This window comes from Pollutimonas harenae (genome assembly GCF_004153685.1).
Classification (GTDB): domain Bacteria; phylum Pseudomonadota; class Gammaproteobacteria; order Burkholderiales; family Burkholderiaceae_B; genus Pusillimonas_C; species Pusillimonas_C harenae.
The window spans coordinates 309,038-328,058 of sequence record NZ_SDQD01000001.1; the positions used below are offsets into that span (position 1 = coordinate 309,038).

General features: G+C 51.5%; 17 protein-coding genes and 3 pseudogenes. 8 read left to right on the top strand and 12 right to left on the bottom strand.

What is annotated here, in order from left to right:
* Positions 1–104 precede the first annotated feature (104 nt).
* From ERD84_RS01425 to ERD84_RS01440, 4 genes are all read right to left on the bottom strand, one after another.
* Positions 105–1,916 (bottom strand): ATP-binding protein, encoded by a 1,812-nt coding sequence (locus ERD84_RS01425; RefSeq protein ID WP_130037550.1) that lies wholly within the window; start codon positions 1,914–1,916, stop codon positions 105–107.
* Positions 1,913–2,392: a hypothetical protein gene (locus ERD84_RS01430; RefSeq protein WP_130037552.1), complete on the bottom strand. Its 480-nt coding sequence runs from the start codon at positions 2,390–2,392 to the stop codon at positions 1,913–1,915. The genes ERD84_RS01425 and ERD84_RS01430 overlap by 4 nt, the downstream gene beginning before the upstream one ends.
* Positions 2,389–3,555, bottom strand: a complete 1,167-nt coding sequence (locus ERD84_RS01435) for a dsDNA nuclease domain-containing protein (RefSeq protein WP_130037554.1) — start codon at positions 3,553–3,555, stop codon at positions 2,389–2,391. The genes ERD84_RS01430 and ERD84_RS01435 overlap by 4 nt, the downstream gene beginning before the upstream one ends.
* A 201-nt stretch (positions 3,556–3,756) precedes the next feature.
* Positions 3,757–3,963, bottom strand: a complete 207-nt coding sequence (locus tag ERD84_RS01440) for a type II toxin-antitoxin system VapB family antitoxin (protein WP_130037556.1) — start codon at positions 3,961–3,963, stop codon at positions 3,757–3,759.
* A gap of 470 nt (positions 3,964–4,433) precedes the next feature.
* Here ERD84_RS01440 and ERD84_RS01445 point away from each other — a divergent pair, with 470 nt between their 5' ends.
* The 3 genes and pseudogenes from ERD84_RS01445 to ERD84_RS16070 form a co-directional block, all read left to right on the top strand.
* Complete coding sequence (locus ERD84_RS01445) at positions 4,434–4,700, top strand: antitoxin (RefSeq protein WP_130037558.1); 267 nt, start codon at positions 4,434–4,436, stop codon at positions 4,698–4,700.
* A 448-nt stretch (positions 4,701–5,148) separates the two neighbouring features.
* Positions 5,149–5,286, top strand: a pseudogene (locus ERD84_RS16160) (Arm DNA-binding domain-containing protein); the annotation flags it as partial.
* 71 nt (positions 5,287–5,357) lie between these two features.
* Positions 5,358–5,489, top strand: a pseudogene (locus ERD84_RS16070) (integrase); the annotation flags it as partial.
* A 26-nt stretch (positions 5,490–5,515) separates the two neighbouring features.
* On the opposite strand, the gene moaA reads toward ERD84_RS16070, so the two are convergent.
* The 3 genes from moaA to ERD84_RS01465 all read right to left on the bottom strand — a co-directional run bounded on the left by moaA (position 5,516) and on the right by ERD84_RS01465 (position 9,741).
* Positions 5,516–6,583 (bottom strand): GTP 3',8-cyclase MoaA, encoded by a 1,068-nt coding sequence (gene moaA / locus ERD84_RS01455; RefSeq protein WP_245150623.1) that lies wholly within the window; start codon positions 6,581–6,583, stop codon positions 5,516–5,518.
* Between the two features lie 118 nt (positions 6,584–6,701).
* Positions 6,702–9,197, bottom strand: a complete 2,496-nt coding sequence (locus tag ERD84_RS01460; protein ID WP_130037564.1) for an arsenate reductase (azurin) large subunit — start codon at positions 9,195–9,197, stop codon at positions 6,702–6,704.
* Positions 9,198–9,210: 13 nt separating this feature from the next.
* Positions 9,211–9,741, bottom strand: a complete 531-nt coding sequence (locus ERD84_RS01465; RefSeq protein ID WP_130037566.1) for an arsenate reductase (azurin) small subunit — start codon at positions 9,739–9,741, stop codon at positions 9,211–9,213.
* 113 nt (positions 9,742–9,854) lie between these two features.
* Between ERD84_RS01465 and ERD84_RS01470 the strand changes: the two genes are divergently transcribed.
* From ERD84_RS01470 to ERD84_RS01480, 3 genes are read left to right on the top strand one after another with little or no spacing between them, the layout of a single operon-like run.
* Entirely contained in the window at positions 9,855–10,817 is a 963-nt protein-coding gene (locus ERD84_RS01470; RefSeq protein ID WP_245150590.1) for a substrate-binding domain-containing protein, read from the top strand.
* Positions 10,814–12,310 carry a sensor histidine kinase gene (locus ERD84_RS01475; RefSeq protein WP_130037568.1) on the top strand — a complete coding sequence of 499 codons (1,497 nt, stop codon included), beginning with the start codon at positions 10,814–10,816 and terminating at the stop codon, positions 12,308–12,310. The genes ERD84_RS01470 and ERD84_RS01475 overlap by 4 nt, the downstream gene beginning before the upstream one ends.
* Entirely contained in the window at positions 12,307–13,686 is a 1,380-nt protein-coding gene (locus ERD84_RS01480) for a sigma-54-dependent transcriptional regulator (protein ID WP_130037570.1), read from the top strand. The genes ERD84_RS01475 and ERD84_RS01480 overlap by 4 nt, the downstream gene beginning before the upstream one ends.
* On the opposite strand, the gene arsH is transcribed toward ERD84_RS01480, so the two are convergent.
* Together arsH and arsC are read right to left on the bottom strand one after the other, a co-directional pair.
* On the bottom strand, positions 13,683–14,441 hold the full coding sequence (arsH, locus tag ERD84_RS01485) for an arsenical resistance protein ArsH (RefSeq protein ID WP_130037572.1): 759 nt from the start codon (positions 14,439–14,441) through the stop codon (positions 13,683–13,685). The two genes, ERD84_RS01480 and arsH, sit on opposite strands and share 4 nt — an antisense overlap.
* 60 nt (positions 14,442–14,501) lie before the next feature.
* A complete protein-coding gene (gene arsC / locus ERD84_RS01490; RefSeq protein ID WP_130037574.1) occupies positions 14,502–14,927 on the bottom strand; it encodes an arsenate reductase (glutaredoxin) in 426 nt (141 codons plus the stop codon).
* Positions 14,928–15,290: 363 nt separating this feature from the next.
* On the opposite strand from arsC, the pseudogene ERD84_RS01500 reads away from it, so the two are divergent.
* Together ERD84_RS01500 and ERD84_RS01505 are read left to right on the top strand one after the other, a co-directional pair.
* A pseudogene (locus ERD84_RS01500) lies at positions 15,291–15,524 on the top strand (IS3 family transposase); the annotation flags it as partial.
* A 130-nt stretch (positions 15,525–15,654) separates the two neighbouring features.
* Positions 15,655–16,200 carry a Spy/CpxP family protein refolding chaperone gene (locus ERD84_RS01505; RefSeq protein WP_130037576.1) on the top strand — a complete coding sequence of 182 codons (546 nt, stop codon included), beginning with the start codon at positions 15,655–15,657 and terminating at the stop codon, positions 16,198–16,200.
* 443 nt (positions 16,201–16,643) lie between these two features.
* On the opposite strand, the gene ERD84_RS01510 is transcribed toward ERD84_RS01505, so the two are convergent.
* From ERD84_RS01510 to ERD84_RS01520, 3 genes are all read right to left on the bottom strand, one after another.
* Positions 16,644–18,146: a phospholipase D-like domain-containing protein gene (locus tag ERD84_RS01510; RefSeq protein ID WP_245150591.1), complete on the bottom strand. Its 1,503-nt coding sequence runs from the start codon at positions 18,144–18,146 to the stop codon at positions 16,644–16,646.
* Positions 18,147–18,276: 130 nt separating this feature from the next.
* Entirely contained in the window at positions 18,277–18,741 is a 465-nt protein-coding gene (locus tag ERD84_RS01515) for a hemerythrin domain-containing protein (RefSeq protein ID WP_209019803.1), read from the bottom strand.
* Positions 18,742–18,872: 131 nt separating this feature from the next.
* Positions 18,873–19,004, bottom strand: a complete 132-nt coding sequence (locus ERD84_RS01520) for an entericidin A/B family lipoprotein (RefSeq protein WP_130037577.1) — start codon at positions 19,002–19,004, stop codon at positions 18,873–18,875.
* Between the last annotated feature and the right edge of the window lie 17 nt (positions 19,005–19,021).

Genomic DNA, 19,021 nt, shown 5'->3' on the forward strand with positions numbered 1-19,021 from the left:
CCAACAGTCCAACTCTGCGGCTCAACGTCCTAAAGCCAAGTGCAGTCATCGAGCCGTGTGATCTCATTTTTTTCAGCTTGTTTTGAAGAGAGCCTATGGATTTTTCATGTTCGGCCGTGCTCCTGAGCTCCCCCGTCTTCGCCACGATAATCAGCGCGCCTACCAAGGTACATGGGTTTTTCTGGACCTGCATACATCGGTAACCAGCGTTTGTCTTGGGAAGTGGTTGGGTGATCATATTCCGTGGAGGATAGAAGGAGCTGTGCATTGTGTGCCGCGCACATTTTTTCCAATTCAGTAAGATACTTGGCCAAGTCAGCTGTATGAAGCTCTTGCTGCTTCGGAGTGTCTAGTATTAAGAACCGAAATGGGCGTGACGGCTCTGATATATATGCCTCGAAAAGCGCCGCATGAATGGCGAGCACTAAGCGGATCTTTGTGCTACTACCCCCAAATACATCAAGCCCTTCGCCATTGAATCTGAAACGAAGATCGACGTCGATATCAACATTGCGCGACACGTTCTGCGTGACAAGGGTGTCCATCCATTTGACAGTGAGCTCCCTCAACTTAAGCCGAAGCTTGTTGAAATCATTGTCTGCCCTGCCAGTGTTGGTCAACCCGTCAATACGATCTTGTATCCGGTCGCGCTCCCGCTCTAACATAAACAGCTTCGAACGCTCCTCCTTCAATGCGTTAATTCGGCTGAGCTCAGCTTCCGCATCTATGAGTTGTTTCGTGAGCGATTGCACAGCGGTCACCAACTGGTCTACACCCGAAGTAGAGGGTGAGTCCAACTTATCTCTCAGCGCCTGCCGTTCTTCACGCAGTGTCACAAGAATCTCTTGCAGCTGTTCAATCCGAATCTCAGCCCGCAGGCTATTTCGCTCCAGGTCCTTAATTTGATCCCTAAGATACAGAAGGTTCTTGCCATAAGATTCTGTACTGCCAAGAAACAAACCGCAATTGGGTGCACGACAGACTTCTTGAAACGAGGTGAATACACGCCTAGCCTCTTCATTCAACCCAAGAGTTTTCACTTCGCCATCAATTTCGGCACGAATTGCATCAATGCCTGAAACGCGGTTTTGTAACTCTGAAAGCTCCGTCGACTTAGAGCGTATTTGAATCTCCTTCTGGCGAAGAAGGTCGGTAAGCGTAGAACTAGCGGCCCCATTTGCATCAACCGTGGCTCGCAATGCCTCCATCTTCCTAGCAAAATCTTCCGTGCGACGGCGAAGCATATCTTGGTTGGCATCCGTGTCATTCACTCCTCGGCTCTGCAACTCAAGCACCCTCTGGGCAGCAACTATTCGCCTAGTTTGAGCTTCCATCGAGTTCTTTTCATCGATAATGGACTTCTTGACCGCATATGAGTGCTTAGGATTAAGCCCAAACACAAACCGCACCATCTCGACAAACTGATCTTCTATGAATGAATTAGGGGATCTGTAAGCCGCCGTATAGCCATCACCTTGATTCAAATAGAAAACCGGAAGCAACGTAGAGATATATGGTTGTGCCTCTTCGCCCCTTGTCGAAACAAGACGTGGTGGTTCTAACCCTAACACCTTAAAAAGGGCTATTGAAAATGAACCCTCAGAGTAATATTCGCTCTCGTCACCATCGAGGTTTATAGAAGCACGGAATTCATTATTCTTCGCTCCAAAGGTGCGCTTAATGATTAGCGGGCGCCCATTGGTTTCAGCATTCAAGAAGACGGCAGCGCATTTTTCTAAAATTTCATTTCGAAATTTACTTGGAAATCCAAGGGTAGCAGCGAGTGCCTGAATAACAGGCGTCTTACCGCTACCATTCGGAGCAAAGAGCAAAGTAGTCCTATGACCGAATTCCAGTAAAGGACTTTCCCATCCAGTTTCGCCCAATGGCTCGATTTTGAGCGAGTGAAGTCTCAATTTACCTCTCCTCTGGCTCGAGCCTCATCCCTAATATATTGATAGCTTAGCTCGATTGTTTTCATGGAAACGGCCAATGGGCTATCCCCACACACCGCCTCTTCGTATATTTTCTTACCCAAGTCTGTAGCAGATATCCTGCGGGTATGCTCCTCAATAACAACCTGCCCGGTCAGTTCCAAGAACGTCAAGGCTTTAATCGTTCTAATGCGAAGATTGGCTGACCAGCCTATATCCTGAGATGACCCTTTGAATCCTGCGACTGTCCGTTCAAGACATTCACCAACTAGTTGGCCGATTTTTGGCAGTTGTGGCTTTGAGCTACCTTTGGTAATTGCCAGAATGGCCATAGCCAATAAAGGCAACTGAAATAGTGCCTCATTATCCAGCGAGCGAGTAGATAACGGCGTGTCAGCAGCCAGTTTGAGCTGGACATTGAGTCTTCTTGCCTCTGAGAAAAAGTCAGCCGAGCTCATCGCGCTGCCCTCCGAACGATAGAGGCGCAAAACGCTCCGAAAACCAGTTCCGTATTGAGAGTGGAAAATTTTGCTCCGATGGGAGAGTTAATGACATCTTGCACGAACCGCTCGAGATCAGCCAAGACGCCACCACCCAACAACCATGCCCTACATTTATTATCGATCTGGTCAAGAAGAATATTGAACGTGAAATCGGGAAAAGTATGGCGAGCAGTCCTCACCCAAACATCCCAACTGACTTTCATTTGAGATGCATATTCAATCATTGAGTCGCTAGCGCCTGCGGTTTTTAACTGCCTTTGCAGAATCGATGCCGCCTTGATCGCTGACGGGTCACCGCCCGTGAGAAGGTTTTGATAGACCTGGGTTGAGATACTAAGGACCTTCAGCAAATCGTCTAAGCCAACGCTCGTAACCGTGTCCATTTCAGTTTTCGATAGATTGCTGATCGGCGCACACGATTTGTTTGTTACGAGAGTAACAAGGCTGTTAGCAATCTCATCCACCTCATGTTTATGAAGATCGATTTCGCTATGCTTCCAAATTGCATTATGTGCAGCTATAGAAAACGACTCAAGCGTATCGCCTACGTATTGCACATTAGGGAGGAGAGAAAGTTTCTTGCGCGCCAGCTCAACTTCCTCGGCTGATATCGGAGCATCAGGCGAGATGATTTCAGCAAATTTCTCGATAAGCTGGCTGATATATTTCTTGCTCGAGGCTCCCGAAGTCAGACCGTCAATTACCTCGTAAACGTCTTCACCGAAGTGCACATTGCTGAGAACTGTAACCTCACGACATTGTTCCCCAAACTCTATTGTATGTACGAACAGCTTGCCCGCTATGCTTTGTCGAATCGCATCAAGCCTGTCATCGGTATCAAGCTTGCCCTTCTTTTTAAGAGAAAAAATCTCGTCAACGTTCCACTGCTGGTTTGCTCGGCCTTTGGTTTTGACTTGGAAAAAGTGATAGTCGACCGCACCGCTTACGTTGCGGCGCACAACAAAGTCGTCATGATAATCGCAGTAGACCCGATCGACTCCCTTGCCGCTAAGGATCTCAAGCGCCGCATACGCAGCAGCTTGAAACTGCATCCGAAATCGCGCCACTGTGCTGCGTCCAACGGTTTCCCTCGGCGAATTGTCATGAATAGTGTTCATCAGTAAATGACGTTCCTTAGCTCCCATTCGTGACAGTTGTAACAGATTTAGACACAAGAAGGCATATCCCGTTCGTTTTTGAAGGGAAGTTCTTACGTTTCGATCTGTAAACAGGCGAAATTCGGGGGAAGAAGCGCCGCATCCAGGCGACTGTCAACACAAGCGATCGACCCATACCGAAGGTGTCAACTCATACACCATTCATGCTTTGGAGGGTTCCTGTCGGCGGCGTGATATGTCAGGCATTTGAGGCTCTGCCCCCCCTAGAGCCGCAAGCCGTTTCGCGGACTGTACACGCACGTACGTTTTGACTGCTTCACGAATAAGATCGGCTTTTTCAACACCTGGGTCGGCTACTTGCAGCGCTCTCTCAAACAACGCATCGTCAATCGTTACTGTAGTTCGCATTTGTGCCTCCATTAAGCCTGCATCAATATATTCATGACATTACATCAAAGCTCTGTTTGCGCCTGTGTTTCCTTGTGTACGAGTACTTTGGCTAATGATAGGTACCTGCTAAGTTAAGTACTTAGCCGAAACGAACAGTGGTAGCCTATATTTTTGCGAGGTCTGCATGCAAAATGCTTAAGTACGTACGCAATTACCAATGCTTGCTCCATACAAAGGCCGATGCAACCTCGCCGATGCGATGCTCCGTCGACTATCGGGATCTGCACTTTCCGGGAATCGCCGCTAAGCCTCTACTGATCGTTAATTAGGTGCAATAATTTCACTACCTTGGCGTATTGCAATTGCATAGAATCCTGGTCGTTGTTTAATCGCTTTTTCTTACTCAGCGAGCCACAATATGCCCGCGCTGGAAGCCTTCGTTCAATAGTTTGACATATACAATGTCGCATATACATGGAGACTGAGCAATGACCATTCCAGCACCCTCGTCGAAACCTCATGTGGCCAAGCTTTTTCGTAACAACGGCAGGCGGGCAGTGCATATTCCAGCCGAATTTGAATTGCCTAGTGTGCGTGTGTTGATCCGCAGAGAAGGCGCGCGATTAATTATTGAGGCTATGACTGGGCGCCGCAACATCGTCGAGCTGCTAGACCTGTGGAAAAAAGCGGAGCCTCTTGGTCCGGAAGACCAGTTTCCTGACATTGCCGACACGCCTGTCAGTGGCGCATCGTAACGCACAAATGGCAATGCGCAGTAAAGGACGCGAAAGAATAACGCATGCTTTGATGCCAAAAATCGCCTGTAAATAGGGGCAGTTTTTATCACTGAACGATTGGCAGGCTTTTCGTTTAATAAAAGACGATCGGCAAAGATATGCTTTTTCATAAAGGGTACAGAGTTTGCGGTCCCCAGGGAACAGAAGATCTAGCGGCAGCCTTATGCTTTAATTTCCGGCGGGGTTATGCTTAACGACACAACATCCCAAAACTCTGAAAAATCAATATCTTAGGCATAAGCTACTGCCCAAGACGTCTCACTGCGTTCAGCTATATCCCGCATTTGGTTGTACCCCGGTTTGTACCCCACAATAGTTTTATGACAATCGACTGCTGGGGGTACAAGTCATGAGTTTGCTGAGCGAAACTCAGATCAGAGCGGCCAAGCCTGACCCAAAAGAATATATGTTGAACGACGGGGACAAGCTGTATCTGCGTGTGCGGGCCACAGGCCAAGCCTGGATTTACCCTTGTATGTGGAATGGCAAATCCATAAAGCTTGGAATGGGACCGTACCCATCCGTCACGCTCGTACAAGCCCGAGCAAAAGCATATGAAGCCAATAGCCAGCGAGCAAATGGCTTAGATCCGAAGGAAGTTCAAGACCAACTGTGGCGCTGCGCACCATGGGCTATGACACGCAGGAAGAAATCACAGGCCACGGCTTCCGTGCGACCGCTCGCACCATGATCCGGGAACATCTGGGTTGGGATCCAGATGTCATTGAACGTCATTTGGTGCACACCTAAGACGAAGAGCTTGGCAGTAGCTCCTACCCCCCAATGTGACTCATTTCAACGCGACGCATATACGTAACAGAAACATGACCTCGCACTTCCGAATACCTGTCTGCCCGTCGAGCCCATGTAGATGTGATCGTTTTACGTAGAAGCTCATCATCGTCTGACTCGCGCAACAAGGTACGCAAGTCAATACTCTGCTGACCAAATAGACAGAGGTAAAACCCACCGTCTGACGCTAACCTTGCTCGTGAACAATCACCACAAAATGGCTGAGTCACACTGGAAATCACGCCGATTTCTCCCTGCCCATCTACATATCGCCAGCGTTTGGCAACCTCACCTTTAGCCGAGGGCGAAACGGGTTCCAAAGGAAAGTGCTGATTCAACAGGGCAATAATCTCTGATGAAGGATATACGACACTCTTGGTCCATTGGTTGGTATTGCCTACATCCATAAATTCTATAAAGCGCAGAATGTGGCCGGTACCACGAAAGTACCTGGCCATAGGCAGAATCTGCTCGTCGTTGACGCCGCGCTTAACCACCATGTTTATTTTGATGGGGGCAATACCCGCACGCTTTGCCGCGTCAATGCCCTGCAGCACGTCATCGACGGTCCAGTCAGAGTCTGTCATGCTTTGGAATACCGCGTTATCGATAGCATCCAGGCTAACATTCAAGCGCTTTACACCCGCCTGCGCAAGACTTTGCGCTTTACGCGCTAGCAGGGCCCCATTTGTAGTCAATGAAACATCAACCGGGCGCCCGTCGGGTGTGTTGAGCGCCACGAGTTTAGCCGCCAACGCGTCCATGCCTTTGCGTAGTAGTGGCTCGCCTCCGGTGATGCGGATTTTGCTTACGCCTAAGCTCACGAATATCCTTGCAGCCCGCTCTATCTCTTCGTGGGTCAATAGTTCACTGCGAGGAAGAAATTGAAAATCAGCCCCGAACACAGTTCTAGGCATGCAATAGGTACACCGAAAATTACATCGATCCGTAACTGATATACGCAGATCCCGCAATGGCCTCGCATGCCGGTCCAGCAAAATAGCTTCCTCTTCGGCCGTGTCGTCACGGATTGCTGCCGACCTAGGCATCAAGCGATGTTCATGCAATAAGTATTCGTTCATGCTTAGCTTTATCATTTTTTGGAAAACCCGCTTTAGACAGTCCTAAAGCGGGATTAACATATGGCCGACTGAAGTTACCCCTCCTTTACGCGGGCGTAGTAGGCATCGCAAATCGACGGTTTTTAAAACTGACCGTTCTTTTGAATTCGTCCATGGTGCCGGCCTTGCGGATATTCCCCCATGTCCCCTTGTAATAGGGAATGATGTTCCGATCGGTCCAATCCGTTGTCACATCGCCTTGAATGCCATTTACGTAGCCGAACAGCATAAAGGTCTGACCACGCTTGATTTCCGCAACCGGATAGACCATCGCATACGTAGAGCCAAAGTCGTTATAGACTTCTACGATATCGCTAGCCTCCACGCCAAGCTCTTGGCAATCATCGGGATGAATCTCAATGTAGGCCATGGGATAACGCTCTTGTGCGAAGCTATTGTATTGATCGTGATACGCGGTTTGCCATATCTCGTTGTTTCGCCCATTGTTAAGCCAGAACTTATATTTTTTCTTTTGAGCGGCAACGGTTTCAGGCAAACCATTCCATGGTGCGGGCAGAAAGTGCGCTTTGCCATCCTCTGTGTCGAATTTAGAGTCGGTATAAAGCATTTCTGTACCCGTGAACTTGCCATCGGCGTAAGACTTGACGGGAAGTTGTACACCATTATTACCCGTGGCCCGCAAACGCTCATAAGTAACCAGATGGCCTGAGTCGCCTCCTTGGCTGTCGATCTTTGGCGCTCCGGGTTGACCCGCTTGGCGGAAGCCATCATTAAAGGCGTCTTCTTCCGTTTTCCAGTCGAAGCCATTAAAACGTTCGGCCATCGCCGTATTGCCCTCTTTCTGGTAAAGCGCGCCCACCGCATTAGCGATCTTGGCCGCAATGAGGCAATCTGCCATCGCGGAGCCTGGGGGATCCATGAATTTCTCGGACAAACGGATTCGACGCTCGCCGTTCATCGACGTCAGGTTGATCTCACCAGGGTGTGCTGCGGGCAACAATAAATGGGCGGCTTCGGCAAGCTTGGTTGGGTAAAGATTGATGCTCGCGACAAACAGCCCGCCCTTCTCGGTTGCCTGATAAATGATGTCGACCATCTCTTCGGTGCTCGCCCCTCGCGCCTTTTGCATCGCCTCTTTGACGATGGCCGATCGCTTTAGTACGGCTTCTCGCAATGCCTGGGCGTTATTGCTGGTCTGAAAGTTATTGCATCCCCACCAGGTCATCATGCGACCCTTTCCCTGGATCAGCTCTTGATCGATATAAATTTTTGTATCGCCTGGATAGGGCGGCCGAGTGTAGCCTTCTTGGTGCCCACCCATACGCACACAGCCTGTACCTCGGCGGCCAACGTTATGGGTCGCAATAACCAGACTGAGCAAGGACGACTGAATGACGTAATTGTCATTGCCCCAAATAATGCCTTTTTCATACGCATGCATACTGCGTGGTAATTGGCCTGTCTTCTTAGGTTTGTACGACCATTCTGCTGCTTTTTTGATATCCTCGACAGACACGCCGGTAACCTTGCTGCATTCCTCCAGCGACATGCGATTGGTCTGCACGGCCTCATCAAACCCCGATGTATGCTGCTCTATGAACGGTTTGTCTATCCACTCTTGTTCGACCACATAAGTAAATAGGCCGTTAAACAGCGCAGTGTCCGTACCCGGCTCAATCGCCAAATGTAGTACACGTTCCTTGCCAGCAACTTGGCGCGCAATGGAGATGGATGGAGTTTCGCGAGGGTCTACGAATATGATGCGCGTTGGCGGCAGCTCCTCATCGGCAAACCGCTCTTTCTTCTTGCCGCTGGTTTGGCCATATAAGTTCGGCACCCAATGCTGAAGGAAGTAATTAGTTTGCGACTCATAAGGATTGTTGCCGATGGACCAAAGAACGTCGGCGAGTTCTGCGTCCTCGTAGGCATTATTAAGCTCGCCAATGCCCATGTCACGGGTGGCGTGGCACTCAGAGTTATACGCTGGACGATTGTGAATGCGAACCATGGGAGTCTGCAGCGCAGAGAACATCAGCTTGCCGGTACCCCAGGTATTTTCAAACCCTCCGCCGGCGCCACCATGGTCAAAACACGAAAATACGATACCTTCGGGCCCATCTGTATCCAGCGTTTTCTTAAGCAAGCCCGCGTAGAGCGCCATCGCTTGTTCCCACGACGCATCCACCCACTGATCTGCCGCGTATAAGCGCGGTTGCTTGAGCCGAGCTTTTCCATCGCCCTCGGGGGTGTACATATACGTTGCCATCCGGCCGCCACGGGTTGAACTTAACCCGCCATTAACGACGCACTCTTTATCCGGCACAATCATGATGTTGTGACGACTACCATCGTTCTCAGTAATCACGTTGGTCATGGCCGGTGTCAAGGTGGTAGCGTACGGAGGCAGTTGTTGACGAAAGTCCAGACCCAAGGCGTTGTCCTGGGGAGCTCGACCGCCCTCCTTCTGCTCGGGCCACTTATATACATGATAGCCACAGCCGACAATACAGAAATGACAGGTCATATTGGTACGTTCGGCGTTCTTTGGCGGTAACGTGATGCGATCTTTTTTGGCTGGCATAGCGAATACCCTATTAAATAATGTTTGCTTGGCGTCCGTAGATCAGCCCGTCGATACCAACGGCTGATACGGTGTCGGATGCTTCGTCATACCGCAATAGAACGCGCGGGAGATTCTCTGTAGCCTGTCCGCAAATCATCTGACCTGCCTTCTCTGCATCGAACTCACTGAAATGACATGGACACTTGAATGTTTTAGTGCTGTTGTCATAGATGGTCGGACACCCCATGTGCGTGCATAGCGTGCTATACGCGACAATATCGCGATCAGGTCCGACCCCACCCGGAACAGGGGAACCCAGCTTGATCGCAGTGCAAGGCGACCGCTCGTCGGGATAACTAAACGGCAGCGCCGCATCAACCGTGAGCTTTTGGGCGGCTGTGACCGCTTTGTTCGGATAGTTCAACGTGGTTTTTGATGGGTCTGCGGGTGCAGCCTGAGCATTGGCACTCGTAAACGGCACCAAAGTAGCAGCCGCTGCGACCCCGCCGCCTCCACTGAGCTTAAGAAAACCGCGTCGGTTGAGTTTCGTCGTATCGGGCATGAGGGGCAACTCCTATTGAAACAATGAGCGTAGGTCAGTAACCTGTACTTATCGCTTACGCAATATGCATGCCAAGTATTAACTGACGCTGGATACGCTGGGAGAACACCGAAATGACGGTATCGATGAGAGCAAACGGTAACGCGCCCAGCTGTGATTTAACCCCGTCGTTACCGAACGGTAACGTTCGTCGCCGCCTGTTGACTGCGGGTATTGCGGCCATTGGTGTGGGCACGACACCCGCATGGGGCCAATCAGTTAACCACCCCCCTTTACGAATTGGCACCACGGCTGTCTTTCTCGATGATCAACTGCAGCTATTGGATATTTGGCGCGCTGACCTGCAAGCCACGTTGCGCCAGGCCGTTCAATTCGTCCAGCGACGGAGCTATCGCGAAATCGTTGACCTGTTGTTGCGTGGTCAAATTGATGCTGCCTGGATTTGCGGCTACCCCTACGTGCTTAATTCAAAACAGTTGCGCTTAGTGGCTGTGCCGCAGTATCGGGGAACCCCTCTATATCGCTCGTACTTAATCGTTGGAAATAGCGATAAGAAAACGGAAGCCATTACGCAGTTAGAGGGTAAAGTCTTCGCCTACAGCGATCCGTTATCCAACTCGGGGTTCCTCATCCCCAGCACGGAGCTGTTAGCCCACCATCACGATCCGTCAACCTTCTTCCGGCGATCATTTTTTACTTTTGCTCATCGCAACGTGGTTCAAGCTGTCGCCGCCGGGCTGGCAGATGGCGGTGCCGTAGACGGTTATGTGTGGGATACGATTATTGCCCAGTTTCCAGCGTGGGCGTCTGGCGCACACAAAGTGTGGCAATCTCCGGAATACGGCTTTCCGCCCCTGGTAGTACGCAAAGATATGGCTACACCCACCTTCGAGGCGTTGAATGCGGCACTTTTGCAAATGCACGAGCGCCATGATGGGCAACTGATACTTGACCGGCTAGCACTTGATCGATTCGTCAACGGCTCTGATGCTTTATACGATGGCATCCGGAGCCTTACCCAAGCCGCTGGAGCCGTCACACTGGAATCGGAGGCTCGTTCGACGAGTGCAACATGAAGTCGTTTAACTGGCGGCGCCCATTTCAGCACATGAGCTACCGGTACAAGGTTCCATTAGCACTGACCGCGGCCATTCTGGCCACTGAACTTGTCGTTACAGCAACATTCGTGCAACTGTCATATTTGGCGATGCGCCAAGATATGCGGCAAGGGGCGCAAGCCCTCACCCGCATGCTGGCCTTATCGGTGCGCGAACCGCTCAGGCGCGATGATCTTTGGCGTGTCTATGAAATCATCCATGTTCCGGTAGATGCCACCGGCCCCATCTCGGGCCTGCAGGCGATCATCATGCTAGACCAGGATTTCAAGGTCTATGCAGCGTCTAATCCAAAACACTATCCAATCTCGACATCGCTCGCTGCCCTGCCCGATGAGCTGAAGCTGGCGGTGGCAGCACTTCGCGAGCCCGCACAGTCCTTCTACTTCCGGTATTCAGGGTATTTTTCTCAGGTGCCAGGGGTCGCCGGAACGGTCGTTCGCTCTAACGACGCAGGGATTGCGGGATACGTGTTGGCCTCATACGATGTCAGCGCTTGGCGACAGCGTGTTACCGGTTTGCTCACCCGTGTATTTTGGATCAGTATTCCTGGAATTCTTCTGCTGTTACTAGCGGGCTGGGCTTGGGGCAACCAAGTCGCCCGACCGCTACTTTCACTGGCAACAGCAATGAAACGCGTGGGCCGCGAGCCGTTGAGTGGCATTCGGCGTTCTTTGGATACTACAGGCACCGATGAGATGGGCGTGCTGAATCAGCAGTTTTCAGGCATGTTGAACGAGCTTGAAGCCAAAGAAGCGCTCGAGCGCGAGATGGTGGCCGCTGAACGGCTCGCTGCAGTAGGGCGGGTCGCCGCCGGCGTTGCTCACGAAATCAATAATCCACTTGGCGGAATGATCAATGCACTTGATACGCTCCAAACACACGGAACGCCCGACAAGCTGACCATTAAGACCGTGGATCTGGTACGCCGTGGCTTAAATCAGATCCGCCATACGGTGGGGGCTTTACTCGTGGAAGCGCGCCTCGATGCCTCGCAGATGTCACCGGCTGATTGGGAAGATCTACGTACGCTCATTGAACCAGAGCTCAAGGCACGACATGCCAGATTGTTATGGGATGTTCAGCCCGACCTTGCCATTGATCTACCCGCCCACTTAATACGGCAACTGACACTTAATCTGCTTCTTAACGCCAAGAATGCCGTTGAGACTGAAGGTTGCGTCAGTTGCTTGGCTCAACGAACTCCTGACTCGCTCACCATCGAGATATCCAATTCAGGGCGGCATATTCCTGAAGCCGCACTACCCCATCTGTTCGAGCCATATCCGGCCGATTCACCACAGGACCGCAACTCACATGGATTGGGCTTATGGGTAACCTACCAGATCATTACGCAGTTACGCGGTACGATCGAAGTGAGTAGTGAGCCCGGGTTCACCCGCTTTACAGTCACCCTTCCTATTAATCCGCTGGCTTTGGGAGAGCAAGCATGACCGAACCTCATATTTGCCTGATTGAAGATGACCCGATCATGGGCGAGTCCTTGGTTGAACGTTTTCAATTAGAAGGCTTCAAGGTGGATTGGTATCTTCGCGCCCAGGAGGCACGATCCGCCATCCTTGCAAATGACTACGCAGTAATACTCAGCGATGTGAGACTGGCCGATTTGGACGGTGATACGCTGTATTTGCAAATGCTTCAGGACGGCTATAGCCTGCCGCCCTTCATTCTTATGACGGCATACGCCACTGTGGAACGCGCCGTAAGCATGCTCAAGCAGGGTGTACGAGATTATGTCACTAAGCCCTTCGACCTTTCACGCTTAGTGGAATCTGTTCGAGAGCTAACCGCCAATCATGACGCGAATACGCACGTATCGGACGAAAACATTCTGGGCGTTTCCACTGCGGCCCAGAAGCTGGCTCAACTTGTGCCTCGAATTGCCGGGCGAGCGACATCGGTGCTCATTACCGGAGAGTCAGGAGTCGGCAAGGAAGTTCTAGCGCGGCTGATTCATCACCGAGCCGATCCTGCCAACACCGAACGTCCGTTTGTAGCGGTCAACTGTGGGGCGGTGACCCCCACGCTCGCTGAAGCCGAGTTTTTTGGCTTTGAACGCGGCGCTTTCACCGGGGCAGACAAGCAAAAGCGAGGTTACCTGGAGCAGGCCAATAAGGGAACGCTATTCTTGGATGAAGTGGGGGAGCTCTCCCTTCCTTTACAAGCAACGTTGCTCAGATCAATACAAGAAAAACACATCCGCCGTATTGGCGCCGAGCGCGATATCGCCACACAATTCGATCTGGTGTGTGCCACAAACCGTGACCTGGGAAGTATGGTTAAGGAACGCCTGTTCCGGGAAGACTTGTACTACCGAATCAACGCAGTCACTTTGCATGTCAAACCCCTTAGGGACCGGCCTGAGGACGTATATTGGCTGGCACAGCGTTTTATCAGTGCCATGGCACAGCGCCTGAACGAGCCACCCAAATCCTTGCATCCACTAACGCAATTGCGACTGCAGGAATATTCGTGGCCGGGCAATATCCGCGAATTGCACAACAGAATCGAGCATGCCTGTCTGATAAGCCCGAACCCGATTTTAGTTCCTAGTGATATCTTTTCTTCCGACTGGCAGCGCACAGCGTCGCAACTGGCATCCTTCCCCGGTGAAGATGCGGCCCTCAATACCTACCAAGATGCTTGCGAAAGGCTTTATATTGAAGAAATGTTGATACGTAATGAAGGGCGTATTACTGAAACGGCCAAGGCGCTCAAGATTTCACGTAAGAATTTATGGGAGAAAATGAAGCGCCATAACATCGAGGCCGGACGCCTGACGACGGTGACATCGACTCCACTGCCTTAGTCTCCCGACGTTTCAGTCTCTTGCTCCATGGCGCGCTCCGCTAAGCGGGCGACCTCGGCAGCCACCCCTTTGCGCTCGCTATACCGGTCCGTCAAGTAATCACTGCGATCCCGAACCAGCAAAGTGAATTTCATCAGCTCTTCCATCACATCCACGACACGGTCGTAGTATGGCGAAGGCTTCATGCGCCCGTCCTCATTGAACTCCTGATAGGCTTTGGCAACCGATGACTGGTTAGGGATGGTCACCATTCGCATCCAGCGCCCCAGCACGCGCAGCGCGTTGACCGCGTTGAAAGACTGGGATCCGCCACTGACCTGCATGACAGCCAGCGTACGGCCTTGTGTCGGGCGAACACTACCCACTTCCAGAGGAAGCCAGTCAATTTGACTCTTGAACACACCCGTTAAGTTGCCGTGGCGCTCAGGACTACACCACACCTGCCCTTCCGACCAGTTTGATAGCGCCCTGAGTTCCGCAACCTTGGGGTGATCTGACGGCACGCTGTCAGGCAGTGGTAGATCATGCGGGTCAAAAATTCGTGTTTCCGCACCCAGGCGGGTCAGAATGCGCGCTGCTTCTTCTGTGAGTAGCCGACTGTACGAGCGTTCGCGCAGCGAGCCGTAGAGCAAAAGAATGCGAGGCGGGTGCGTTGCCCCATCGAGCAGGGAAAGCTTGTCATGGCTGGGGGCATCCAATACGGTCTCGTCAATTATTGGCAAGGTCAAATCGTGGGGTAAAGAATAGGAGGTCATCAATATACTCAAACTGGTAAAAAAAGAACGTGCTCAACCTGTTAGGCATATCAACTAGGGCTAGCGCACGCGTTGGCCAAGCTCGTCGATAACTACCTCACCGTCCTCTTTAGTAAAGGATCCCTGTTGTGCCTGCGGAAGAATATCCAAAACTAGCTCCGAGGGCCGGCATAACCGCACCCCCAATGGCGTAACAACAAAGGGTCGATTCAGCAAGATTGGATGCGCTTGCATCGCGTCGAGCAATTGAGCATCCGTGAGCGCCGGTTCATTCAAACCCAGCTCTAGAAATCGAGTGCCTTTTTCACGCAATGCCTGGTGCACTGTTAGCCCGGCACTTTGGATCAAACCGGCCATCGTTTCACGTGATGGCGGCGTTTTCAGGTACTCAATGACGGTGGGCTCTATGCCAGTATTGCGGATCAAGCCTAGCGTATTGCGTGAGGTCCCACAGTCGGGATTATGGTAAATCGTGATGGTGCTCATACGGCTCCTTTCAAAGCTACATCTTTACGGTAGTCAGTCATTCCTCACCGAACGGGCGACTTACTGCACGTCCCGATTTTCATAAAAGGCTTGGGAACACTCAACTAGCATTAGTTTAACATTTCAACTATTCTAGTTATATGGAAATGAAACTTGCCGTTAAAGCGCTTGCTGCCATCGCTCACGAATCCCGCCTGACCGCCTACCGCACGCTTATGCAGGCCGGACCGGCGGGGTTACCTGAATCGGCCAGGGTTTGCTAGACACTTTTTATCCTCATAATACTCACTAGGAGATGATTATGAGCACGGTCCGATTTACGGAAGAATTCAAACTCGAAGCGGTCAAGCAAATCACCGAGGCATGAGCCGACGAGGGAATTGCCACGACAACGCAGTAGCCGAAAGCTTCTTTCAATTGCTTAAACGCGAGCGCATCAAACGCAAAATCTATAGCACCAGGGACCCGGCTCGCCAAGACATCTTTGACTACATCGAAATGTTCTACAACCCGATTCGTCGACATAGTTACGCCGCAAACCTTTCGCCGGTAAACTACGAACGGCAATATTTTTCTGAGGCAACGAACTGTCTATAAAAGCCTGGCCGATTCAGTCAGCCCTGTAGGGTAGAAAGCGACTCATTGCAGTCATTCAGCCGCCATAGCTCCGAAACTTTAATATGACTGTTACTCTCTCACAGGTAACATCCTTGATCAAGTGAATCACGTGAAAACTTTCCTCATCCATCCAGCTTTACTGATCGCTTCTGTCTCTATGCCTGCGGTTGCACAACACCATGTGCACTCTGATGGTCACCATGCAGCGAGTGCTGAGCACAGCCCTTATGCTGGAATGCAAAGCCGCCCAATCAAAGCATTGTCAGAACAGCAAATAAATGGGCTCCGAAGCGGCAAAGGGATGGCTATGGCGATGCCCGCAGAGCTGAATGGCTATCCTGGACCCTTGCATGTTTTGGAACTTGCACCGAAGATCAAACTTTCTGATGATCAGGTAGCGCTCACCAAGAAGCTCTACTCAGAAATGCAAGCAGAGGCTAAGGCTGCCGGTGAGAAAGTGATAGAGGCAGAGCGTGAGCTGGATTCGTTATTCGCTCATAAGAAGGCCAGTGCGGAAACCGTTGCTGTGGCAGTGTCCAGGGCTGCCAATGAACAAGGAAAACTGCGTGAGATACATCTTCGTTATCACTTAAGAATGATAGATGCTTTGACTCCTGAGCAAATCGCTTCATACAACAAGCTTCGTGGGTACTAAAGCCGTCATCTATCGTTGTTGGATTGCGTTTGCGAAGCGTCTTCTTGAGCTGAGCGTCGGCTCAGAACCCTGTCAACCACGCAGAGCCAATACTGCTTACTCATGTCCACTGTTCTATTTGAAAGGCTCCTCAGCAACAAGACAATGATAGATGCTGAGAGGGAGTTACTTGCAGAGGGCGCCTGACTGCTGATCGCACCGCTCGAATCCGCATAGAGATCGAGCCACAGGCTTGTTTTGTTGTTTTTGCACCTGTACCCCAGCGTGTATCCCGCGGTTCTCATAAGCCGGGGAAGGCCACATGGGGCGAGGCTCGATACACTGCACGACAGCACGACGGCTAAAAGCCGGAACGCACTAACACAGTCCACAAACTATTAGTTTTTATAAACCTGCTACGGCTTCTACGTATGGTTTTGTTTTTGTAGAGCGCGAATAATCAGTTAGCGATCCGTTGACGATGGTTGACGCCCGAAAGTCCGACGCCACTTTCGGAACAAACCGCGACGGCTGAGCGGTTCGAATATCTGGTCGGGCCCTTCCGGATCGAGTATCTCATTATCGGCCAGCCATGCCTCGGTATCGCCAAGCTCAGGAATGGTATAAGGCACGAGAGTACGCCCCGATTTACGTAGCGTGTCGATCGTGTCGATAAGGGATCGGGTCTGCTGCAATGTGGCGGCTACTGTTTTTGCATCGGCATCAAGATGTTCAGCAAGCAAGTCGTTGCGTAGGCCGCCTATCGTGGTGTGGATAGAATCGGCGCCTGGCTGGCCAGCCGCTACGACAACGTCGCACTCTGTATCCAATCGCATAGATCGATTATTGAAATTCGAAGAGCCGACTCGCAACCATTGATCGTCCACGATCAGCACCTTGGCATGGACATAAATTGGCGTACCGCCGGCGGTTTGCGGATAGTAGAGACGGAACCGCCGGTGCTTGCCGATGCGCTCAAGGGCTTCGACCAAACGCGCACGGGCGCTGTCCATGGCAATCGGCTCCAGCCAACCTTCAGCCGTCTTGGGATTAATGACAACAATCTCCGGCCCGTCGGGTTCGCTCAGTCGCTGAGCAATCGCACGAGCGATTTTGCGCGAAGCAAAATATTGGCTTTCCGCGTAGATGTACCGTTTCGCCGAAGCGATCAAGTCCAGGTACATTTGTTCGATTTCATGAATTCCCGCTTGGTCTTCCATTTTTGGAATAGTCCGAGCGATGCCAAGTTCAACACGCTGAAACGTCGGCTCGAGGTCGGCAGGCCAAGGGTCGGTTCCGCAGGCTATGGGCTTGAGATCTTCGCCTGTCGCCAAATGCCATCGTTCACGTGCAAGATCGCCCATCGCCTTTGCGGCCGGACCATCGAGCGCACTGGTGGCATCATGCCAGGGAGAGTATGGGGCTCCGTCGGGCCGACGGCGGCCAGGATCGGCATCGGCGTGATCGCGGCGATCCCATCGTTCACTGGTGAGGTCAATGCCACCACAAAATGCCAATGTGTCGTCAATGACAACGATCTTCTGGTGATGAGATGCCGCCACAGGATGAGCACCGTCCAACTTCAGCGTGATACGCGGATGCGCTTTCCAGCGCAGAACTGTCGCGAATGTATTACCGCGGAATATTGCTTTGAAAGCGCCCGTATCCCAGCGTAACAGCCGGATGTTCAAATCGGGAGTGCGCTTTACCAGCCAGAGGAAAAAATCGCCCAGGTTCTGCGGCCCTTCGTCGCTCTGGCCGGATTGAAGCTGGATACGCGTATCGAAATCCCAGCCGATCAAAAAAATACTCTGGCGTGCATTGAGCATCGCTGCGCGCACTACCTTGAAGTAATCTTCCGCATCGACAATGAATGCGAACCGATTTGCTGTCTCGATGCGCCAACAATTGCGGTCTGGCTGAAACAGGGGAGAATGTCGATCAACGGGTGTCAGTGATGGGTCCACGATTTCACTCCTTTGCTCGCGTCAGATCATCAGCTGACTTCATGATACCCATAAAGAGCTCATTGCCAATAGCAAGAGCCTTTTTCACGGCCTCGGACAGGCTGCCTGCGGCATCCTCCGACACATTGGTTTAATGTTGTGCCAATTTTTTTTTCATGCGCTGATAGTCCTTCAGATACTTCCGAGCGAGTTGCTCCTTCTGCGCTTCAGATAGTATTTTTCCCGACACTTGGAAGAATTTTTTTTCTTCTTCGCGTAAATGATGCCGTACCTCGCCGGAGAGCTTCTTGGCCTTTGCCAACCAGCTTCCTCCTTGAGTTTCGGCCTTGCCTAGCCCTTCTACCAATTCGTCGATCTCGTGATGTTCGGACAAAGCGTGACGCGAGGGGTCAAGTCCCCTATCATCCATCAGGATTGGAGCATATAAAAACCGTTCTTCTGCCGCGGCATGCGCGGCAAGTTCAATCTTGAGTTCTTGGTAGATTTCCTGTCGGCGTTCGCTGTGTGGCGCTGCTCTCAGTAGTTTTCTACACAATGAGCGCTGGAGTTCATGGCTTTCCCGCAAGGCTTCGTAGATATTATTGCTTGGCATCATTGAATTCCTCTAGTTGTCAGAAAATGGCAGCATGATGGAGTGCGCCGAAGCAACCGACGCACTCCCCAGTTATACAGCCTGCGGGAACGACCCGCTCATGGCGGGTCGTATACCTCGATTTTCTGCAGCCGTTATCGAGCTTGCTCTTGGATCTTTTCACCGCCGCGCTCGATGTCCTTACCGGCACCATGCATGGTATTGCAACCCGCCAGTAAGCTGGAAACCAGCAATACTACGGTCAAGGCCCATGGTTTTTTTCTCATGATTTTCCTTTGTACGA

Coding starts and splice junctions, on each gene's coding strand:
- ERD84_RS01430 (WP_130037552.1), bottom strand. CDS start 2,392: ATGAGCTCGGCTGACTTTTTCTCAGAGGCAAGAAGACTCAATGTCCAG.
- ERD84_RS01435 (WP_130037554.1), bottom strand. CDS start 3,555: ATGAACACTATTCATGACAATTCGCCGAGGGAAACCGTTGGACGCAGC.
- ERD84_RS01440 (WP_130037556.1), bottom strand. CDS start 3,963: ATGCGAACTACAGTAACGATTGACGATGCGTTGTTTGAGAGAGCGCTG.
- ERD84_RS01445 (WP_130037558.1), top strand. CDS start 4,434: ATGACCATTCCAGCACCCTCGTCGAAACCTCATGTGGCCAAGCTTTTT.
- moaA (WP_245150623.1), bottom strand. CDS start 6,583: ATGCCTAGGTCGGCAGCAATCCGTGACGACACGGCCGAAGAGGAAGCT.
- ERD84_RS01460 (WP_130037564.1), bottom strand. CDS start 9,197: ATGCCAGCCAAAAAAGATCGCATCACGTTACCGCCAAAGAACGCCGAA.
- ERD84_RS01465 (WP_130037566.1), bottom strand. CDS start 9,741: ATGCCCGATACGACGAAACTCAACCGACGCGGTTTTCTTAAGCTCAGT.
- ERD84_RS01470 (WP_245150590.1), top strand. CDS start 9,855: ATGACGGTATCGATGAGAGCAAACGGTAACGCGCCCAGCTGTGATTTA.
- ERD84_RS01475 (WP_130037568.1), top strand. CDS start 10,814: ATGAAGTCGTTTAACTGGCGGCGCCCATTTCAGCACATGAGCTACCGG.
- ERD84_RS01480 (WP_130037570.1), top strand. CDS start 12,307: ATGACCGAACCTCATATTTGCCTGATTGAAGATGACCCGATCATGGGC.
- arsH (WP_130037572.1), bottom strand. CDS start 14,441: ATGACCTCCTATTCTTTACCCCACGATTTGACCTTGCCAATAATTGAC.
- arsC (WP_130037574.1), bottom strand. CDS start 14,927: ATGAGCACCATCACGATTTACCATAATCCCGACTGTGGGACCTCACGC.
- ERD84_RS01515 (WP_209019803.1), bottom strand. CDS start 18,741: ATGATGCCAAGCAATAATATCTACGAAGCCTTGCGGGAAAGCCATGAA.
- ERD84_RS01520 (WP_130037577.1), bottom strand. CDS start 19,004: ATGAGAAAAAAACCATGGGCCTTGACCGTAGTATTGCTGGTTTCCAGC.